The sequence below is a fragment of the Paracoccus sediminis genome (assembly GCF_900188295.1).
Taxonomy (GTDB): Bacteria; Pseudomonadota; Alphaproteobacteria; order Rhodobacterales; family Rhodobacteraceae; genus Paracoccus; species Paracoccus sediminis.
In genome coordinates, this window is sequence record NZ_FZNM01000002.1 from 15,634 (window position 1) to 32,077 (window position 16,444).

At 65.6% G+C, this 16,444-nt stretch carries 17 protein-coding genes; 11 read left to right on the forward strand and 6 right to left on the reverse strand.

The window, feature by feature from the left end; all coding sequences use genetic code 11:
• Positions 1–7 precede the first annotated feature (7 nt).
• From holA to CHB77_RS03205, 4 genes are all read right to left on the reverse strand, one after another.
• Positions 8–1,033, reverse strand: coding sequence for a DNA polymerase III subunit delta (gene holA, locus CHB77_RS03190; protein ID WP_089386748.1), 1,026 nt, complete (start codon positions 1,031–1,033; stop codon positions 8–10).
• Positions 1,030–1,512, reverse strand: coding sequence for an LPS assembly lipoprotein LptE (lptE, locus tag CHB77_RS03195; RefSeq protein ID WP_089386749.1), 483 nt, complete (start codon positions 1,510–1,512; stop codon positions 1,030–1,032). Before lptE ends, holA begins: the two co-directional genes overlap by 4 nt.
• Positions 1,499–4,036, reverse strand: coding sequence for a leucine--tRNA ligase (gene leuS, locus CHB77_RS03200; RefSeq protein WP_089386750.1), 2,538 nt, complete (start codon positions 4,034–4,036; stop codon positions 1,499–1,501). The genes lptE and leuS overlap by 14 nt, the downstream gene beginning before the upstream one ends.
• Before the next feature lie 75 nt (positions 4,037–4,111).
• Entirely contained in the window at positions 4,112–4,582 is a 471-nt protein-coding gene (locus CHB77_RS03205) for a DUF3576 domain-containing protein (protein WP_089387136.1), read from the reverse strand.
• Between the two features lie 257 nt (positions 4,583–4,839).
• On the opposite strand from CHB77_RS03205, the gene CHB77_RS03210 reads away from it, so the two are divergent.
• The 7 genes from CHB77_RS03210 to hspQ all read left to right on the forward strand — a co-directional run bounded on the left by CHB77_RS03210 (position 4,840) and on the right by hspQ (position 11,239).
• Positions 4,840–5,874, forward strand: a complete 1,035-nt coding sequence (locus tag CHB77_RS03210; RefSeq protein ID WP_165456186.1) for a porin — start codon at positions 4,840–4,842, stop codon at positions 5,872–5,874.
• Between the two features lie 71 nt (positions 5,875–5,945).
• Entirely contained in the window at positions 5,946–6,599 is a 654-nt protein-coding gene (locus CHB77_RS03215; protein ID WP_089386752.1) for a YggS family pyridoxal phosphate-dependent enzyme, read from the forward strand.
• 87 nt (positions 6,600–6,686) lie between these two features.
• The gene (locus CHB77_RS03220) at positions 6,687–7,835 is read left to right on the forward strand and encodes a phosphoserine transaminase (RefSeq protein ID WP_089386753.1); all 1,149 of its coding nucleotides are present in this window, start codon (positions 6,687–6,689) and stop codon (positions 7,833–7,835) included.
• Positions 7,836–7,936: 101 nt separating this feature from the next.
• Entirely contained in the window at positions 7,937–9,526 is a 1,590-nt protein-coding gene (gene serA, locus CHB77_RS03225) for a phosphoglycerate dehydrogenase (RefSeq protein ID WP_165456187.1), read from the forward strand.
• A gap of 57 nt (positions 9,527–9,583) precedes the next feature.
• Positions 9,584–10,321: a metallophosphoesterase gene (locus CHB77_RS03230; RefSeq protein ID WP_089386755.1), complete on the forward strand. Its 738-nt coding sequence runs from the start codon at positions 9,584–9,586 to the stop codon at positions 10,319–10,321.
• On the forward strand, positions 10,312–10,773 hold the full coding sequence (locus CHB77_RS03235) for a CreA family protein (protein ID WP_089386756.1): 462 nt from the start codon (positions 10,312–10,314) through the stop codon (positions 10,771–10,773). Before CHB77_RS03230 ends, CHB77_RS03235 begins: the two co-directional genes overlap by 10 nt.
• 133 nt (positions 10,774–10,906) lie before the next feature.
• Positions 10,907–11,239 carry a heat shock protein HspQ gene (hspQ, locus tag CHB77_RS03240; RefSeq protein ID WP_089386757.1) on the forward strand — a complete coding sequence of 111 codons (333 nt, stop codon included), beginning with the start codon at positions 10,907–10,909 and terminating at the stop codon, positions 11,237–11,239.
• A 4-nt stretch (positions 11,240–11,243) separates the two neighbouring features.
• Here hspQ and CHB77_RS03245 read toward each other — a convergent pair whose 3' ends face one another.
• Both CHB77_RS03245 and CHB77_RS03250 read right to left on the reverse strand, forming a co-directional pair.
• Positions 11,244–11,738 carry an ATP-binding protein gene (locus CHB77_RS03245; protein WP_089386758.1) on the reverse strand — a complete coding sequence of 165 codons (495 nt, stop codon included), beginning with the start codon at positions 11,736–11,738 and terminating at the stop codon, positions 11,244–11,246.
• Between the two features lie 4 nt (positions 11,739–11,742).
• The gene (locus CHB77_RS03250; RefSeq protein ID WP_089387137.1) at positions 11,743–12,069 is read right to left on the reverse strand and encodes an STAS domain-containing protein; all 327 of its coding nucleotides are present in this window, start codon (positions 12,067–12,069) and stop codon (positions 11,743–11,745) included.
• Between the two features lie 285 nt (positions 12,070–12,354).
• Here CHB77_RS03250 and CHB77_RS03255 point away from each other — a divergent pair, with 285 nt between their 5' ends.
• The 4 genes from CHB77_RS03255 (at position 12,355) to CHB77_RS03270 (ending at position 16,435) form a co-directional block, all read left to right on the forward strand.
• Positions 12,355–13,764, forward strand: a complete 1,410-nt coding sequence (locus CHB77_RS03255; protein WP_089386759.1) for a circularly permuted type 2 ATP-grasp protein — start codon at positions 12,355–12,357, stop codon at positions 13,762–13,764.
• A gap of 12 nt (positions 13,765–13,776) precedes the next feature.
• Positions 13,777–14,733, forward strand: a complete 957-nt coding sequence (locus tag CHB77_RS03260) for an alpha-E domain-containing protein (protein WP_089386760.1) — start codon at positions 13,777–13,779, stop codon at positions 14,731–14,733.
• On the forward strand, positions 14,733–15,575 hold the full coding sequence (locus CHB77_RS03265) for a transglutaminase family protein (RefSeq protein WP_089386761.1): 843 nt from the start codon (positions 14,733–14,735) through the stop codon (positions 15,573–15,575). Before CHB77_RS03260 ends, CHB77_RS03265 begins: the two co-directional genes overlap by 1 nt.
• A gap of 134 nt (positions 15,576–15,709) precedes the next feature.
• Complete coding sequence (locus CHB77_RS03270) at positions 15,710–16,435, forward strand: proteasome-type protease (protein WP_089386762.1); 726 nt, start codon at positions 15,710–15,712, stop codon at positions 16,433–16,435.
• Positions 16,436–16,444 lie beyond the last annotated feature (9 nt).

Sequence of the window (16,444 nt, forward strand, 5' to 3'; positions counted from 1 at the left end):
GCCTCGCTCACCGACGCCCTCGGGTCATCGCCAGCCGGATCAGGGCGCGTTCCACGAGGGCCATCTGCGGCGCGCGGGTGGAACTGCGCAGCGCCAGATCCGTGTCCAGCAGCGACCGGACGGCATCCTCCAGCGGACCCATGCCCCAGGCTTGCGCCTGCCGTTCCATCCGGTCGCGGCGCGGGCCAAAGACCGGCGGACGCATCCGCGACAGCGCCACGCCCGGCCCGGCGGGATCGGCGGCGGCCCCGTGCAGGGCGCGGAAATGGCGCAGGGCGGCGATGCACAGCGTCACGGGGTTCACGCCCTGCCCCTCGATCCGGCGCATCATGGCCCCGAAGTCAGCCTCGCGCCGGTCGGCGACGATATGGATCAGATCGTCCAGGTCGGCCTCGATGGTGGCAGGGGCCATCAGGGCGATCTCGTCGGCGGTCAGCGGTTCGGAATCGCCATGCTTGTAAAGCCCGATCTTTTCGATCGTCTGGCGCAGGTCGCCCGGATCCAGCGCGCGGGCCAGCACCATCATCTCTCGCATCGCCGCCGGGGGCACCTGGCGCAGCCCGGCCTCGGCCAGCCACCGCGCGACCTCCTCCTCGCCCGGCGGGTCGTCATAGACGGGGGCGGTCACGGCGGTCGGGTGCGGCTCGAACAGCTTGCGCAGGGCGGATGCCTTGCCCAAGGCCCCCGCTGTCACCACCACCGCTGCATCGCCCGGCTTCCACGCGGACAAGGCCGCGCGAATCGCATCCGCGGCCACATCAGACGCATCCTCGACCAAGACCACGCGCGGGCCGGGAAAGAAGCCGACCTCCTTGATGGCATCCAGCAGTTGCGCGGGATCCTTGCGCAGACCGGCGCCGGGCAGGCGGGTCAGGCGCATCTCCTCGTCGGCCTTCTCGCCCGTCAGGGCCTTGACCGCCTCGGCTCGCTTCATGGCAACCCGCATCGCGTCCCCGCCATAAATCAGCAAGGCCGGGCGCGACGGATCGGGCCGCGCCAGATAGCGCGCGATTTCCGCCCCCTTCAGGATCATCCGGGCAATTGCGCCGACGCGGCCAGCAGCCGCGTGACGACCTGATCGGCCAGCATTTCGGCCAGGCGGTTGCGCGCGTCGCCCTCGGCGGTCAGGGTGGCGATGGTGGTGCCGGTGGTGGAATAGGACGAAAAATTGCTGACACGCCCCTGCGCCAGCACCCGGCCCGCCCGGTCGGTCAGCGCGAAATCGGCCGTGCCGTTCAGGGCATAGCGGTTCGTCACCTCGTCCGTGGTGATCGCCTGAGGGACCACGCCCACCGTGATGCGGTAATCCAGATCATATTCCGCCCCCTCTCCGCCCAGGCGTTCGCCCAGGCGGCGGTTGAAGGCGAAATCCTGATAGGTCTGCGGATCGCGCGGGCGGACCCTGCCGAACAGCCGCTGCCCTGCGCCGTTCGGACCATAGACGGGCGTCAGCCCGCAGCCCGCCACCGCCAGCAAGCCCAGCAGGGCCGCGCGGCGGTCAGGCGACCACATTGACGATCCGCCCCGGCACGACGATTAGCTTCCTGGGCGCCGCGCCGTCCAGGAATTTCAGCACGGTCTCGTCGGCCAGCACCAGCGCCTCGATCCGGTCCTTGGGCATGTCCTTGGCAACGCTGATCTCGGCCCGTCGCTTGCCGTTGATCTGGATCGGCAGGATAACGGTGTCGTCTTCCAGCATCGCCGGATCGGGCTTGGGCCAGGGCGCATCGACCAGCAGCCCCTGCCCGCCCGCCATGGCCCAGACCTCCTCGGCCAGATGCGGCACCATCGGTCCCATCAACTGCGCCATGATCCGCAGCACGGCGCGGCGGGCCTCGCCGCCCGCCTTGGACTTGCCGACCGCGTTGGCCAGTTCATAGATCCTGGCCACGGCCTTGTTGAAGGCGAAGCCTTCGATGGCGCGGGTCACATCGTTGATCGCCCGGTGCGCGGCGCGGGTCAGGTCGGGATCCTCGCCCCCCTCGCCCGCCTCGTCGGTCAGCCGCCAGACACGGGCGAGGAACTTGTGCGCGGCCTCGGCCCCGGCGGCGGTCCACTCCACGTCGCGTTCGGGCGGGCTGTCGGACAGCATGAACCAGCGCGCGGTATCGGCGCCGAAATTGGCGACGATGTTGACCGGATCGACCACGTTCTTCTTGGATTTGGACATCTTGGCCGAGGGGATGACCTCGACCGCCGTGCCATCGGTCAGTTTGCCGTCGGTGACATCCTCGGGCAGGTGATAAACCGGGCGGCCCCGGTCGTCGCGGGTCATGTAGATCTCGTGCGTCACCATCCCCTGCGTGAACAGCGCGCCGAACGGCTCTTTCGCGCTTTCCGGCAGATGCCCCGTCCTAACCATCGCGCGGGCGAAGAACCGGGAATACAGCAGATGCAGGATCGCGTGTTCAATGCCGCCGATATACTGGTCCACGTTCATCCAGTAATCGGCATCCGCCCGGTCGGTCGGCGTGGCGGCATGGGGCGAGGTGAAGCGCGCGTAATACCACGACGAATCGACGAAGGTGTCCATGGTGTCCGTCTCGCGCAGCGCTGCCCCGCCGCATTGCGGACAGGTGGCCCGGCGCCAGGTCGGATGGCGGTCCAGCGGGTTGCCCGGCACGTCGAAGGTGACATCCTGCGGCAGCAGGACTGGCAGGTTCTCCTTGGCCTCGGGCACCGTGCCGCAGGTGTCGCAATGCAGGACGGGGATCGGGCAGCCCCAATAACGCTGCCGCGAGATGCCCCAGTCGCGAAGCCGGAACTTGGTGACGCCCTCGCCATAGCCTGCTGCCTCGGCATGGGCGATAGCGGCGTCCACCGCGGCCTCTCCGGTCTGGTCCGCCTGCCCCGAAAAACCGCTTACATAGGTGACGGTTTCCGATTTCAGCGGCACATAGGCCGCCCCGGCGACCATCGCGTCGGCCTGTTCCGGCGACATCCCGCGTTCGCCGAACGTCGCCCGGATCGGCAGCCCGTATTTCAACGCGAATTCATGGTCGCGTTCGTCATGGGCGGGCGATCCGAAGATCGCGCCGGTGCCGTAATCCATCAGCACGAAATTCGCGATCCAGATTGGCAGGTGCCAGTCCGCATCCAGCGGATGCTTCACGGTCAGGCCGGTATCGAAGCCCAGCTTGGGCGCGGTTTCGATGGCTTCCTCGGTCGTGCCGATCCTGCGGCAGTCCTCGACAAAACCCGCGACCTTGGGATCGGCCGCCGCCAGATCGCGGACCAGCGGGTGATCCGGCGACAGCGCCACGAAGCTGGCGCCCATCAGCGTATCGGGCCGGGTGGTATAGACCTCGATGGCCGGGAAATCTTCGGGCGCGTCCACCGTCTGAAACCGGAATTGCAGGCCCCGCGACTTGCCGATCCAGTTCGACTGCATCAGCCGCACCTTTTCCGGCCAGCCGGTCAGCCCGTCCAGCGCCGCCAGCAATTCGTCGGAATAATCCGAGATGCGAAAGAACCATTGCGTCAACTCGCGCCGTTCCACCGGGGCGCCCGACCGCCAGCCCTTGCCGTCGATGACCTGCTCATTGGCCAGCACAGTCATGTCCACCGGATCCCAGTTCACCTGCGCCGACTTGCGGGTGATGAGGCCGGCGCCCAGCATGTCCAGGAACATCGCCTGCTGCTGATGGACGTAATCGTCGTCGCAGGTCGCGAATTCGCGGCTCCAGTCGATCGACAGGCCCAGCGGGCGCAACTGGTCGCGCATCGTGGCGATGTTGGCGCGGGTCCAGTCGCGCGGATGGCCGCCCTGTTCCATCGCGGCGTTTTCGGCCGGCATCCCGAAGGCGTCCCAGCCCATCGGGTGCAGCACCGAATACCCCTGCGCGCGCTTGAACCGCGCCACCACGTCGCCCATCGTGTAGTTGCGCACATGCCCCATGTGGATGCGCCCGGACGGATAGGGGAACATTTCCAGCACGTAATACTTGGGCCGGCCGTCGCGCACGGCCGTGAAGCTGCGGGCGTCGGCCCAGGCCTTCTGCCACCGGGGTTCCAGGCTGGAGGGATCGTAGGGCATCGTGCGGACCTTTGGCGTCGTTCGTCGCGCCGGGTTTATACGGCACGACGGGACGGGTCCAGCCTTGCCCGATGTCTACAGACGGCCGTCCTGGATGCGCAGCTGGCGCGCACGGGTCAGGATCGCGTCCTCGACCGCGCGGACGGTGCCGGGTTCGACCGCCGCCCCGCCGGGGCCTTGCAGCGACAGCTTCAGGCTCCGCGCATCCAGCGCCGGATCGGCGATCTTGATGGTGGCACGATAGGACCGCCCGCCGCCCGGCGGCGTGCCGTAGCCGGTCTGGATGACGCCGGTAAAGGGATCGACCGTCTGAACGGGCAGGAAGTTCAACACTTCCAGGCTGGCGTTCCACAGGTACTTGTTCACGCCCACGGTGGTGTTGGGGTTTTCCGAACCTTCGAAAACATCCCAGATGGTCGTGGTCCGAACCTCGGGTCGCATGTCGGGACCGTAATAGGGATCGGCCTTCCGCCCGCCGCCGCAGGCTGCCAGCCCGGCGCAAAGAACTCCGCCAATCACCAGGCGCGCGGCACGTGCGGTTTTCATGCGGTCCCCCGTTTTTCGCATCGGCCCCTGCTTTAGCGCGGATCGTCCCCGCCCCACAAGCGCCTATGCCTCCGCCCCGTCGGTTGGGGATTGTCCATTGTCACGCAAAGGTGTGGCCCTTGTGCATCACAGAAACCGCCAAGGGCGCAGCGGCTGCGCGATTCCGTTGCATCACGGAATGGGACGGAGGAAACAAGCTGCATACCCAAGGCGGTAATGCCGGTTTGGGCATCAGAGAGACAAGAGGGAACTTGACCATGAAAAAGGCTCTTATCGCCTCCACCGCGCTGGTTCTGACCGCAGGTGCGGCTGCTGCCGACGTCACCATCTCGGGTTACGGCCGGACCGGCGTGATCTATTACGAAGATGCAGTCCAGACTGGCCTCGACGCGTTTGGCGACGAAGGCAACGACACCCAGGTCATCTCGCGCCTGCGGATGAACATCGATGCCGCGACCTCGACCGAACAGGGCGTGGACTTCGGTGCCCGCTTCCGCCTGCAGTGGGACCAGAACGGCGATACCGGCGGCGAAATCAACGCCGGCAAGCTGTACGTCACCTCCAGCGGCCTGACCGTTGAAATCGGCAACGTCGAAGGCGCTCTGGACTCGGCCGGCCTGATCTTCGCGACCGAACTGGGTTCCTACGACCGCTCGGTCGGCGGCAACGCGCTGGGTGCGTTCTTCGCCTATGAAAGCGAAGCCTACAGCAACGACGAGCGTCTGGGCATCTTTGCATCGTATGCTGTTGATGATCTGGAAGTCCGCTTCTCGTATATCGACCCGGATCAAACCGGCTTGGTCGAAGACGTGGACCTGTTCGGTGACGTCAAGGAAGAATACAGCTTCTCGGTCGACTACACCTGGAACGAGCGTCTGGAACTGTCGGCTGGTGCCGCGATCAACGGCGCTGGCAACGACGATCACGACGTGTACTTCGTCGGTGCGCGTTACGCCGTCATGGAAAACGCCCGTATCGGTCTGAACTGGGTCGACAACGGCGATGCCGGTGACTACGAAGGCCAATCCTCTAGCGACCCTGACTTCGATCCGGAAAACGACGACCTGGGCAGCACCGTCGCTCTGTATGGCGACTACACCCTGGCCGATGGCCTGACCAACATCGAAGCCTATATCGCCAACAACAGCGGCGACTGGGAAGCCAAAGAAACCGACAACTCGTTCGGTATCGGCGTGAACTACGACCTGGGCGGTGCCCGCCTGGGTGCTTCGCTCCAGCGCGACTACCAAGAGCGCGTGACCGCCGACATGGGCGTGCGCTTCGACTTCTGATCCACACGATCGGCAGTCAAACTTGAGGAGCGGGCCTTGCGCCCGCTCTTTTCTTTTTGTCTTGTCGCGTCATGGGACTGGATGACATCAGGCGCCGCATTGCCGCGGCCGAAAAACGCGCCGGACGTGCGCCGGGCAGCGTGACGCTGATCGCGGTCAGCAAGGTGCAGCCAACCGACCGCGTGACCGCCGCGCTGGACGCGGGCCACCGCGCCTTTGGCGAGAATTATGTCCAAGAGGCGCAGGCCAAGTGGCCCGGCTGGCGCGACCGCTATCCCGGCGTCGAACTGCACATGATCGGCCCGCTGCAATCGAACAAGGCCCGCGCGGCGGTCGCACTGTTCGACGCCATCCACACGCTGGACCGCATGACCCTGGCCCGCAAGCTGGCCCAGCAGGCGGCCGACCAGGGCCGCAGCCCGGACCTGTTCATTCAGGTCAACACCGGCGACGAGCCGCAGAAGGCCGGCGTCCTGGCCGACGAACTGCCGGTCTTTCTGTCGTCCTGCCAGGGCCTTGGCCTGTCGCCCCAGGGCCTGATGTGCATTCCCCCCGAAGGCGCCGATCCGCTGCCGCATTTCCGCCTGCTGCGCCGCCTGGCCGCAGATCATGGCCTAACAAACCTGTCCATGGGGATGAGCGCGGATTTCGAAACCGCCATCGCCGAGGGCGCGACCCATGTCCGCGTGGGTTCCGCAATCTTCGGGGCGCGCGACTACGGCTGATTTCTTCTTGCGAAACGGACCGGTCCCGCGTATTCCCGGCGGCGGGACACCCTTCCCCAACGAAGGGCTTTTAGCTGGAAGGCTGACATGAAGGATCTGACGATCCCGGCTGCGCGCCCGGTCAATCCGCGCTTTTCCTCTGGCCCTTGCGCCAAGATTCCCCATTACAATCTGGACATGCTGTCGGACGCGCCCCTGGGCCGGTCGCATCGCGCCGCCATCGGCAAGGCCAAGCTGGCCGAGGCGATCGACCTGACGCGCGAGGTGTTGGGCGTGCCGGACGATTACCGCATCGGCATCGTGCCGGGTTCCGACACCGGCGCGGTCGAGATGGCGATGTGGACTCTGTTGGGCGTCCGCCCTGTGGAAATGCTGGCCTGGGAAAGCTTTGGCGAGGGCTGGGTGACGGACGCCGTCAAGCAGCTGAAGCTGGATGCCACCGTCCGCAAGGCGGACTATGGCCATATCGTGGACTTTGCGCAGGTCGATTTCGACAAGGATGTCGTGTTCACCTGGAACGGCACCACCAGCGGCGTGCGCGTGCCGAACGGCGATGCCATCCCGGCGGACCGCGCGGGCCTGACCCTTTGCGACGCGACCAGCGCGGCCTTCGCGATGGACCTGCCCTGGGACAAGCTGGATGTCGTTACGTTCAGTTGGCAGAAGGTGCTGGGCGGCGAGGGCGCGCATGGAATGCTGATCCTGTCGCCCCGCGCCGTGGAGCGCCTGGAAACATACACCCCCGCCTGGCCGTTGCCCAAGATCTTTCGTCTGACCAAGGGCGGCAAGCTGATCGAGGGCATCTTCAAGGGCGAGACGATCAACACGCCATCCATGCTGGCGGTCGAGGATTATCTGGTCGCGCTGAAATGGGCGCAGTCGCTGGGCGGCGTCCGGGCGCTGATCGCGCGGGCCGATGCCAACGCGGCCGCCGTGCGCGACTTCATCGCGGACAAGGACTGGATCGCCGATCTGGCCCAGGATCCGGCCACGGCCTCGAACACCAGCGTCTGCCTGCGCTTCACCGATCCGGCCATCACGGATGGCGCGGCCTTTGCCAAGGCCGTGGCCAAGCGGCTGGAGAAGGAGGGCGTGGCGCTGGACGCGGGCGCCTATCGCGACGCGCCCGCCGGGCTGCGGATCTGGTGCGGATCGACGGTGGAAACCAGCGATGTGGCCGCGCTGATGCCCTGGATCGAATGGGCGTATCGCGCCGAACTGGCCGCGCAGGGCTGAGCGAAGCCGGGGGCGCTGCCCCCGGTCCCCCGAGATATTTCCACCGGAATGAATGCGCTGCGTGGCCTTGGGTGCCCGGCGCCGTGACAAGGATGAATGACATGCCAAAGGTTCTCGTGTCCGACAAGCTTTCGGAAACCGCCGTCCAGATTTTTCGCGACCGCGGCGTCGAGGTCGATTACCTGCCCGACCTGGGCAAGGACAAGGACAAGCTGGCCGCCGTGATCGGGCAGTATGACGGGCTGGCGATCCGGTCCGCGACGAAAGTCACGGAAAAGCTGTTGCAGAACGCCGCCAACCTGAAGGTGATCGGCCGCGCGGGCATCGGCGTCGACAACGTCGACATCCCGGCGGCCAGCAAGAAGGGCGTGATCGTGATGAACACCCCCTTCGGCAACAGCGTGACCACCGCCGAACATGCCATCGCCATGATGTTCGCCGTCGCCCGCCAACTGCCCGAGGCCAGCGCCAGCACCCATGCGGGCAAGTGGGAAAAGAACCGCTTCATGGGGGTGGAACTGTTCAACAAGACCCTGGGCGTGATCGGCGCGGGCAATATCGGATCGATCGTGATCGACCGCGCGTTGGGCCTGCACATGAAGGTGCTGGCCTATGATCCCTTCCTGTCGCCCGAGCGCGCCAAGGACATCGGCGTGACCAAGGTGGAACTGGACGAGCTGCTGGGCCGCGCGGATTTCATCACCTTTCACGTGCCGCTGACCGAGAAGACCCGCAACATCCTGTCGCGCGAGGCCATCGCCAGGCTGAAGCCGGGCGTGCGGATCATCAACTGCGCCCGCGGCGGTCTGGTCGACGAGGAGGCGCTGGCCGAGGCGCTGAAGGATGGCCGCGTCGCGGGCGCCGCCTTCGACGTGTTCGCGGTGGAACCCGCGACCGACAGCCCGCTGTTCAACCTGCCCAACGTCGTCGTGACGCCCCACCTGGGCGCCGCCACCACCGAGGCGCAGGAGAACGTGGCCCTGCAAGTGGCCGAGCAGATGTCGGATTACCTGCTGACCGGCGCGGTGCAGAACGCGCTGAACATGCCCTCGGTCACGGCCGAGGAAGCCGCCGTCATGGGACCGTGGATCAGGCTGGCGGGCCATCTGGGCGCCTTCGTGGGCCAGATGACCGACGAGCCGATCAAGGCGATCAACGTGCTGTATGACGGCGTCGCCGCGACGATGAACCTGAACGCGCTGAATGCGTCGGTCATCGCGGGCGTCATGAAGGCCACCAACCCGGATGTGAACATGGTCTCGGCCCCGGTCATGGCCAAGGAACGCGGCGTCCAGGTGGCCACGACCACCCAGGACAAGGCGGGCGTCTTCGAAGGCTATATCAAGCTGACGGTCGTGACCGACACGCGCGAACGATCGATCGCGGGCACGGTCTTCAGCGACGGCAAGCCTCGGTTCATCCAGATCCGGGGCATCACCATCGACGCCGAAGTGGGCGCCCACATGCTGTACACCCGCAACAAGGACGTGCCGGGCGTGATCGGCGCGTTGGGGACCACCTTGGGCGACCTGGGCGTGAACATCGCGAACTTTACCCTGGGCCGGTCGGCGCAGGGCAATGACGCCATCGCGATCCTGTATCTGGACGAGCCGATCAGCGACGCCGCCCTGGCGGCGTTGCAGAACACCGGCAAGTTCTTGCAAGCCCGCCGCTTGCAGTTCGAGGTTTGACGATCCCGCCGCGCCCCCTTACGCAGGGGCGCAGCGTTTGATGCAGCGGGGCGGTGTATGCGGCTTTACGTCATTGGCGATGTCCACGGGCATCTGGACAAGCTGAAGGCCGCGCATCAGCGGATTTTCCGCGACGGCGGGCGTGACGCGGTGATCGCCCATGTGGGCGACCTGATCGACCGGGGGCCGGATTCGCGGGGGGTGGTCGATCACCTGATGGCCGGGCAGGCGCAGGGCCGGCCATGGATCGTGACGCGGGGCAACCACGACCGTTTCCTGCCCCAGTATCTGTCCCAGCCCGACTGGGTCGATCCGGGCCTCAGTTCGAAACTGCACTGGACGATGCATTCCGGCCTCGGCGCGCCCGAAACGCTCCGGTCCTATGGCATCGATACCGCCCTGCCCCCCGAACGCCTGCTGGCCGAGGCCAAGCGCGCCGTGCCCGCCGGACATACGGCATATCTTGCCTCGCTGCCGCTGTATTTCCTGCATCCCTTGGCCCTGGTCGTTCACGCCGGGATCCGGCCCGGCGTCGATCTGCTGGACCAGTCCGAGGAGGATCTGGTCTGGATCCGCCAGGGATTTCTCAACAGCCCGCAGGATCACGGCCCCCTTGTCGTCCACGGCCATACCGCCATCCAGACCGCGACCCATTACGGCAATCGCCTGAACGTCGACGGCGGCGCGGCCTATGGGCGACCCCTTTGCGCCGTGGTTATCGAAAAGGATGTCGTGCATCTGCTGACCGACGACGGCCGCGTGCCCCTGGAACCCGAGGATCCGCCATGCGAATGATCGCGCTTGCCCTGCTTCTCCCCACCCTTGCACAGGCCGAGGAAGTCGCCCAGATCGGCGTGGACTGGATGGGCAACGACATCGTGATCGAGGCCGTCGCCGATCCCGTCGTGGGCGGCGTCACCTGCCATCTGGCCTATTTCGAGCGTTCCGTCCTGGATCGGCTGAGCCAGGGCAACTGGTTCGAGGATCCGTCGAACAGCGCGATCCAGTGCAGCCGCACCGGCCCCGTGGATGTCGGCACGTTGCGCCCCGGCACGCCCGAGGACGTGTTCAGCGAGGGCCGGTCGCTTTTGTTCAAGTCGCTGCGGATCAAGCGCATCTATGACGCCGAAAACCGGGTGCTGGTCTATCTGGCCCACGCCAGCGAACTGGGCGAGGGATCGGCCAAGATGTCGATGTCCACCGTGCCCCTGCTGGCCGGGGAAGTCATCGCAAAACCGGCCCCATAACCCTGCCGGCTGGCGTGAAACCGGCACGGACGGGCGACGAAAATGCTGCAAATGCTGGTGATCCGATGGACAGAATCGACGGGCGGGATTAAAACGCCTGTCAGTCCCGCCCGAAGCCCTTTATGGAATATCTATGCAGGGACAGCACCGCAGCGCGAAATACGGTCTGGGTCAGGTGGTCCGCCACCGCAATCGGCCCTTCAGGGGGGTGATCTTCGACGTGGATCCCGAATTCGCGAATACCCAGGAATGGTACGATTCGATCCCCGAGGACGTGCGGCCGGCCAAGAACCAGCCCTTCTATCATCTTTATGCCGAAACCGAGGCGACCTATTACGTGGCCTATGTATCGGAACAGAACCTGGTCCCCGATCAGTCGGGCGAACCGCTGGACCACCCCGAAGTGGTCGAGATGTTCGGCGATTTCGAGGACGGGCGTTATCCCCTGATGGGGCCGTTGAACTAGATCGTCAGATCTCGGCCTGCTGATAGGGCACGGTGAACGCCAGGCAATTGCGGTGCTCCTCGCGGTAATAGCACAGCGACTGGGTCAGTCCCTGGATCAGGAACCAGCCGAAACCGCCTTCGGGCAGGTCCAGCGGATCCAGCGCGGGCAGGCTGCGCGGCTTGAGGCAATCCGCAGGCAGCATGCCGCCATCGTCGGTGATCGCGCAGGACAGCCCGGTGTCGTGCATCACCACGCACAGATGCATTGACCCCGGCCCGGCACCCGGCATCGCGGCGTCGCAGGCGTGTTCGGTGACGTTGTTCATCACCTCGGCCAGAACCAGTTCCAGACGGCCCATGGCGTCGGCGCTGATCTGGCTGCTGAACCGGCTGTGCAGATCGGTCAATGTGCGCCGGACATCGTGCGAATCGGCCTGCAACACACGGTGGAACATGGGCTGCGCCCGTGTTGCAGGCTGGGGTTGCGGGCCGGCGTTCTGCCGTTCAATCGAACTCATTACACTACTCCTGAAGGGTGGTGGCCGGCCTTATGTCGAACACGCTGTCCATCCGGGTCAGCCTGAAAACACGGTCCACGTTGGGGGTCAGCCCTTCCAGAACCAGCGGCAGGGTTTCGGGCAGGGCCTTGCGAACGGCAATCATCGCGCCCAGGCCGGAACTGTCCATGAAATCGACGCAGCGCATGTCCAGTCGCACCGGCTTGCGGCCCCGCAGGACGATTTCCCGCAGCCTGTCCTTGAACCGGGTGGCGATGGCCGCGTCGATGCGCGTTTCCTCGATCCTGATGACCAGGTGGTCTTCGGTTTCGTTGACGATCAGTTTCGGCATCCTGTTCCCCTGCGCTTCCAGGATCATCCCTAGGCGACAAAGGTTACGATCCGGTAAGCGAAACCGCCGATTCCGGCGACGGGCACGAATTTCGTGGCGCGATCACGGCCTGCCCAAAACTTCGGCATCGCCTTGGCGGGCAGACCATTCCCGCCCGGCTTCCGTCCCGATCCTGCGGAACTTTCGCGCAGGAACCGCCATTCCTCTGTGGACTTGGCAAAAACCGTCCCCGATCATCAGGGGGTAAGAAGGCCTGCGAAGGGTCCGGTGTCAGCGGGTGGATCAATGAGTTACTACAACGAGATGTATGAGGGATCGCGGGTTCGCGACCCTTATGCGCGGCTCAGCCAATGGGTCGAAACGATGCCCGCCGATTTCCGGCAGATGAAGCAGGCCGAGGCCGAGGCCCTGTTCCGCCGCATCGGCATCACCTTCGCGGTGTATGGGGAAGGCGGCGACCCGGACCGGCTGATTCCCTTTGACATGATGCCCCGCGTCTTCGAACAGGCCGAATGGCGCCGCCTGGAACGCGGCATCAAGCAGCGCGCCCGCGCGCTGAACGCGTTTCTGCGCGATGTCTATGGCCGGGCCGAGATCGTGCGCGCGGGCCGCATCCCCGCCCGGCTGGTTTATCAGAACGAGGCCTACGAAAAGGCCGTGGTGGGCGTCGTGCCGCCGCGCGGCGTGTATTCACACATCATCGGCATCGACCTGGTGCGCACCGCCAAGGACGAGTTCTTCGTGCTGGAGGATAACTGCCGCACGCCGTCCGGTGTCAGCTACATGCTGGAAAACCGGGAAATCATGATGCGGATGTTTCCCGGCCTGTTCCGGGGCAACCGGATCGAACCCGTGGACCAGTATCCCGACCTGCTGCGCCGCACGCTGGAATCGGTGGCCCCCGCCAAATGCCATGACCGCCCCACCTGCGTGATCCTGACGCCCGGCCATTTCAACAGCGCCTATTACGAACACAGTTTCCTGGCCAACCTGATGGGCGTGGAACTGGTCGAAGGGGCCGACCTGTTCGTGGACGGCGAATTCGTCTATATGCGCACGACCCAGGGACCGAAGCGGGTCGATGTGATCTATCGCCGGATCGACGATCCGTTCCTGGACCCCTTGTGTTTCCGTCCCGATTCGATGCTGGGCGTGCCGGGGCTGATGGACGTCTATCGGTCCGGGGGCGTGTCGATCTGTTCGGCGCCGGGCGCGGGCGTGGCCGACGACAAGGCCATCTATACCTTTGTCCCCGAGATGGTGCGGTTTTATCTGGGCGAGGAGCCCTTGTTGCAGAACGTCCAGACCTGGACGCTGTGGAAGGACGACGACTACAAATTCGTCATGGAACACCTGCCCGACCTGGTGGTGAAAGAGGTTCACGGTTCGGGCGGCTATGGGATGCTGGTAGGCCCCCGGTCCACCAGGGAGGAGATCGAGGCGTTCCGCGCCAAGATCGAGGCAAATCCCGGCAACTACATCGCGCAGCCGACCTTGGCGCTGTCCACCTGCCCCACCTTCGTCGAGGAAGGATTGGCCCCGCGCCATGTGGATTTGCGCCCCTATTGCCTGTGCGGCGACCGGATCGAACTGGTGCCGGGCGGGCTGACGCGCGTGGCCTTGCGCGAAGGCAGCCTTGTCGTGAACTCGTCTCAGGGCGGGGGTGTCAAGGACACCTGGGTTCTGTCGGAATAGGGGGTTTCAGACATGCTCAGCCGCACCGCCGCGAACCTGTTCTGGATGGGCCGCCATCTGGAACGCGCCGACACCGCCGCCCGCCTGCTGGACGTGGGCCAGCGGATCACCCTGCTGCCCAACACGGCCTCGGGTTATCAGAACGAATGGAATTCGCTGTTGCAGGCGTCCGGGACCGCCGACCTGTTCGCCCGAAAATACGGCGAGATCAGCCAGGAAAACATCGAGGAATTCATCTTCTTCGACCGCGACAACCCGTCGTCGGTCATGTCCTGCATCGAACGCGCCCGCGAAGCCGGCCGGATCGTGCGCACCGCCCTGACCAGCCAGGTCTGGGACGCCCTGAACGTCGCCTATCAGGATCTGCGCAAGCTGGAAAAGACGCCGCGCGGCAAGCTGGACACGGCGTCCTTGACGGATTTCACGACCAGCCACACCTCGACCGTCCGGGGCGCGATCAACGCCACGCAGCTGCGCAACGATGGCTGGCATTTCATGAACCTGGGCTATGGCCTGGAACGGGCCGATGCAACGGCGCGGCTGCTGGACGTGAAATACTATGTCCTGCTGCCGCGCATCGAATTCGTGGGATCGGGGCTGGACACCTATCAATGGCAGGTGATCCTGCGGGCGCTGTCGGCGCACCGGGCCTATCACTGGGCCTATGGCGGCGACATCACGGCGGGCCGGGTGGCGGATTTCCTGATCCTGAACGGCGAAAGCCCCCGGTCGCTCATCACCTCGCTCTATGAGGCGGTGTGGAACCTGGAAGGACTTGCCAAGCGGTACGGCGACACGGTGCCCAATACCGCGCGGGACAAGGCGCGCGAGGTGCTGACCCGTTTGCAGGCCCATAACATCGACATGATCTTCGACGAAGGGCTGCACGAATTCCTGACCTGGTTCATCGGAGAGATCGGCACCATCTCGACCCTGGTGCACGAGGATTACCTGCTGGGGGGGGCGTGATGAAGCTGCGCATCGTTCATCAGACGGTTTACCGTTATGACCGCCCGGTCAGGAACCTGGTCCAAAGCCTGCGGCTGACGCCGTCGGTGTGCGAAGGGCAGCGGACGCACGACTGGGGGATCGACGTCACCGGCGGCATCCGCGGTCCCGGCTTCCGCGACGGCGCGGGCGACTGGATCGAGGGCTGGACGGTGCGCGGCCCGACAGAAGAAGTGGCCGTCACCGTCACCGGCCGGGTCGAGACGCGCGACACGGCGGGTGTGCTGCGCGGCCATCGCGAACTGATCCATCCGCTGGCCTATCTGCGCGACACCGGCGCCACCCGCGCGGATGCGGCGCTGAAGGATCTGGCCGCGTCGGTCGCCGATGCGGCCGATTCGCTGGATCTGGCGCACCGGCTTTCGGCGGCCGTGTCCGAAGCGATCGCCTATGTCCCCGGCCAGACCGGATTCCACACCACCGCCGCCGAAGCCCTGGCGCAAGGCTCGGGCGTCTGTCAGGACCATGCCCATGCCCTGATCGCCGTGGCCCGGCGGCGCGATCTGCCCGCGCGCTATGTGTCGGGCTATCTGCGCGCCACGACCGAAGAAACGGCCCACGAAGCCGCCCATGCCTGGGCGGAAATCCATGTGGATCGGCTGGGCTGGATCGGTTTCGATCCCGCGAACCGCTGCTGCCCGGACGAACGCTATGTCCGGCTGGGATCGGGGCTGGACGCATCGGACGCCGCGCCGATCCGGGGCATTGCCGCGGGCCAGGGTGCCGAGACGCTGGACGTGGCCGTCAACGTCGAGGAGGTCGAGCGGTTCCAGTCCCAAAGCCAGGGCCAGACGCAAAGCTAGCTGGGGGCGCTTCGCCCCCCCGCCTGCCGCAAGCGGCGAACGCCAGAGGATATTGGGACAAAGGTGAAAGGCGGATTGCGACTGGTCCGTGTGCCGACTAGATTGCGACGCGATCATACGGGAAAGACGCAGCCATGACCTATTGCGTCGGCTTGAAGCTGAATGCCGGACTGGTGCTGCTGTCGGACACGCGCACTAACGCGGGCCTGGACAACATCGCCTGCTATCGCAAGATGTTCTTTTTCGAGGAACCGGGCGACCGGGCCATCGTGGTGATGACCGCCGGGTCGCTGTCGGTGACGCAGACCACCCTGGCCCGCCTGTCCGAGGCGATCCACGACGAGATGGCCGACGAGACGACCTCGATCATGAAGGCGCTGACCATGTTGCAGGTCGCCACGATTATCGGCGACACCCTGTCGCGCACGCGCCGGGAAATCGCCGAACAATGCCGCGACCTGCGCCAGCAGGCATCCGCCAGCATGATCGTCGCGGGCCAGCGGGCGGGCGGCGACATGCGGATGTTCCTGATCTATCCCGAAGGCAACTTCATCGAGGCGACCGAGGACACGCCGTTCCTGCAAATCGGCGAACACAAATACGGCAAGCCGATCCTGGACCGGGTGGTGACGCCCGCGACCAGCCTGGCCGACGCGCAAAAGGCGGTGCTGCTGTCGATGGATTCGACCCTGCGATCGAATCTGTCGGTGGGGATGCCGCTGGACATGGCCATCATCGAAGCCGGCGCCTGCGCGGTGACGACGCGGCGCCGGATCCTGGACGGCGACGCCGATTTCGCGCGGATGAGCGTGGCGTGGTCGAACGCCCTGCGCGACAGCTTCGTCAAGGTCACGATTTGAGGCGCCCAT

What these genes read in the sequence shown, in the direction of transcription:
- CHB77_RS03230 (WP_089386755.1), top strand. Translation starts at nt 9,584, where the DNA reads ATGCGGCTTTACGTCATTGGCGATGTCCACGGGCATCTGGACAAGCTG.
- CHB77_RS03260 (WP_089386760.1), top strand. Translation starts at nt 13,777, where the DNA reads ATGCTCAGCCGCACCGCCGCGAACCTGTTCTGGATGGGCCGCCATCTG.
- serA (WP_165456187.1), top strand. Translation starts at nt 7,937, where the DNA reads ATGCCAAAGGTTCTCGTGTCCGACAAGCTTTCGGAAACCGCCGTCCAG.
- leuS (WP_089386750.1), bottom strand. Translation starts at nt 4,036, where the DNA reads ATGCCCTACGATCCCTCCAGCCTGGAACCCCGGTGGCAGAAGGCCTGG.
- hspQ (WP_089386757.1), top strand. Translation starts at nt 10,907, where the DNA reads ATGCAGGGACAGCACCGCAGCGCGAAATACGGTCTGGGTCAGGTGGTC.
- CHB77_RS03215 (WP_089386752.1), top strand. Translation starts at nt 5,946, where the DNA reads ATGGGACTGGATGACATCAGGCGCCGCATTGCCGCGGCCGAAAAACGC.
- CHB77_RS03250 (WP_089387137.1), bottom strand. Translation starts at nt 12,069, where the DNA reads ATGCCGAAACTGATCGTCAACGAAACCGAAGACCACCTGGTCATCAGG.
- holA (WP_089386748.1), bottom strand. Translation starts at nt 1,033, where the DNA reads ATGATCCTGAAGGGGGCGGAAATCGCGCGCTATCTGGCGCGGCCCGAT.
- CHB77_RS03235 (WP_089386756.1), top strand. Translation starts at nt 10,312, where the DNA reads ATGCGAATGATCGCGCTTGCCCTGCTTCTCCCCACCCTTGCACAGGCC.
- CHB77_RS03210 (WP_165456186.1), top strand. Translation starts at nt 4,840, where the DNA reads ATGAAAAAGGCTCTTATCGCCTCCACCGCGCTGGTTCTGACCGCAGGT.
- CHB77_RS03255 (WP_089386759.1), top strand. Translation starts at nt 12,355, where the DNA reads ATGAGTTACTACAACGAGATGTATGAGGGATCGCGGGTTCGCGACCCT.
- CHB77_RS03205 (WP_089387136.1), bottom strand. Translation starts at nt 4,582, where the DNA reads ATGAAAACCGCACGTGCCGCGCGCCTGGTGATTGGCGGAGTTCTTTGC.
- CHB77_RS03245 (WP_089386758.1), bottom strand. Translation starts at nt 11,738, where the DNA reads ATGAGTTCGATTGAACGGCAGAACGCCGGCCCGCAACCCCAGCCTGCA.
- CHB77_RS03220 (WP_089386753.1), top strand. Translation starts at nt 6,687, where the DNA reads ATGAAGGATCTGACGATCCCGGCTGCGCGCCCGGTCAATCCGCGCTTT.
- lptE (WP_089386749.1), bottom strand. Translation starts at nt 1,512, where the DNA reads ATGTGGTCGCCTGACCGCCGCGCGGCCCTGCTGGGCTTGCTGGCGGTG.
- CHB77_RS03265 (WP_089386761.1), top strand. Translation starts at nt 14,733, where the DNA reads ATGAAGCTGCGCATCGTTCATCAGACGGTTTACCGTTATGACCGCCCG.
- CHB77_RS03270 (WP_089386762.1), top strand. Translation starts at nt 15,710, where the DNA reads ATGACCTATTGCGTCGGCTTGAAGCTGAATGCCGGACTGGTGCTGCTG.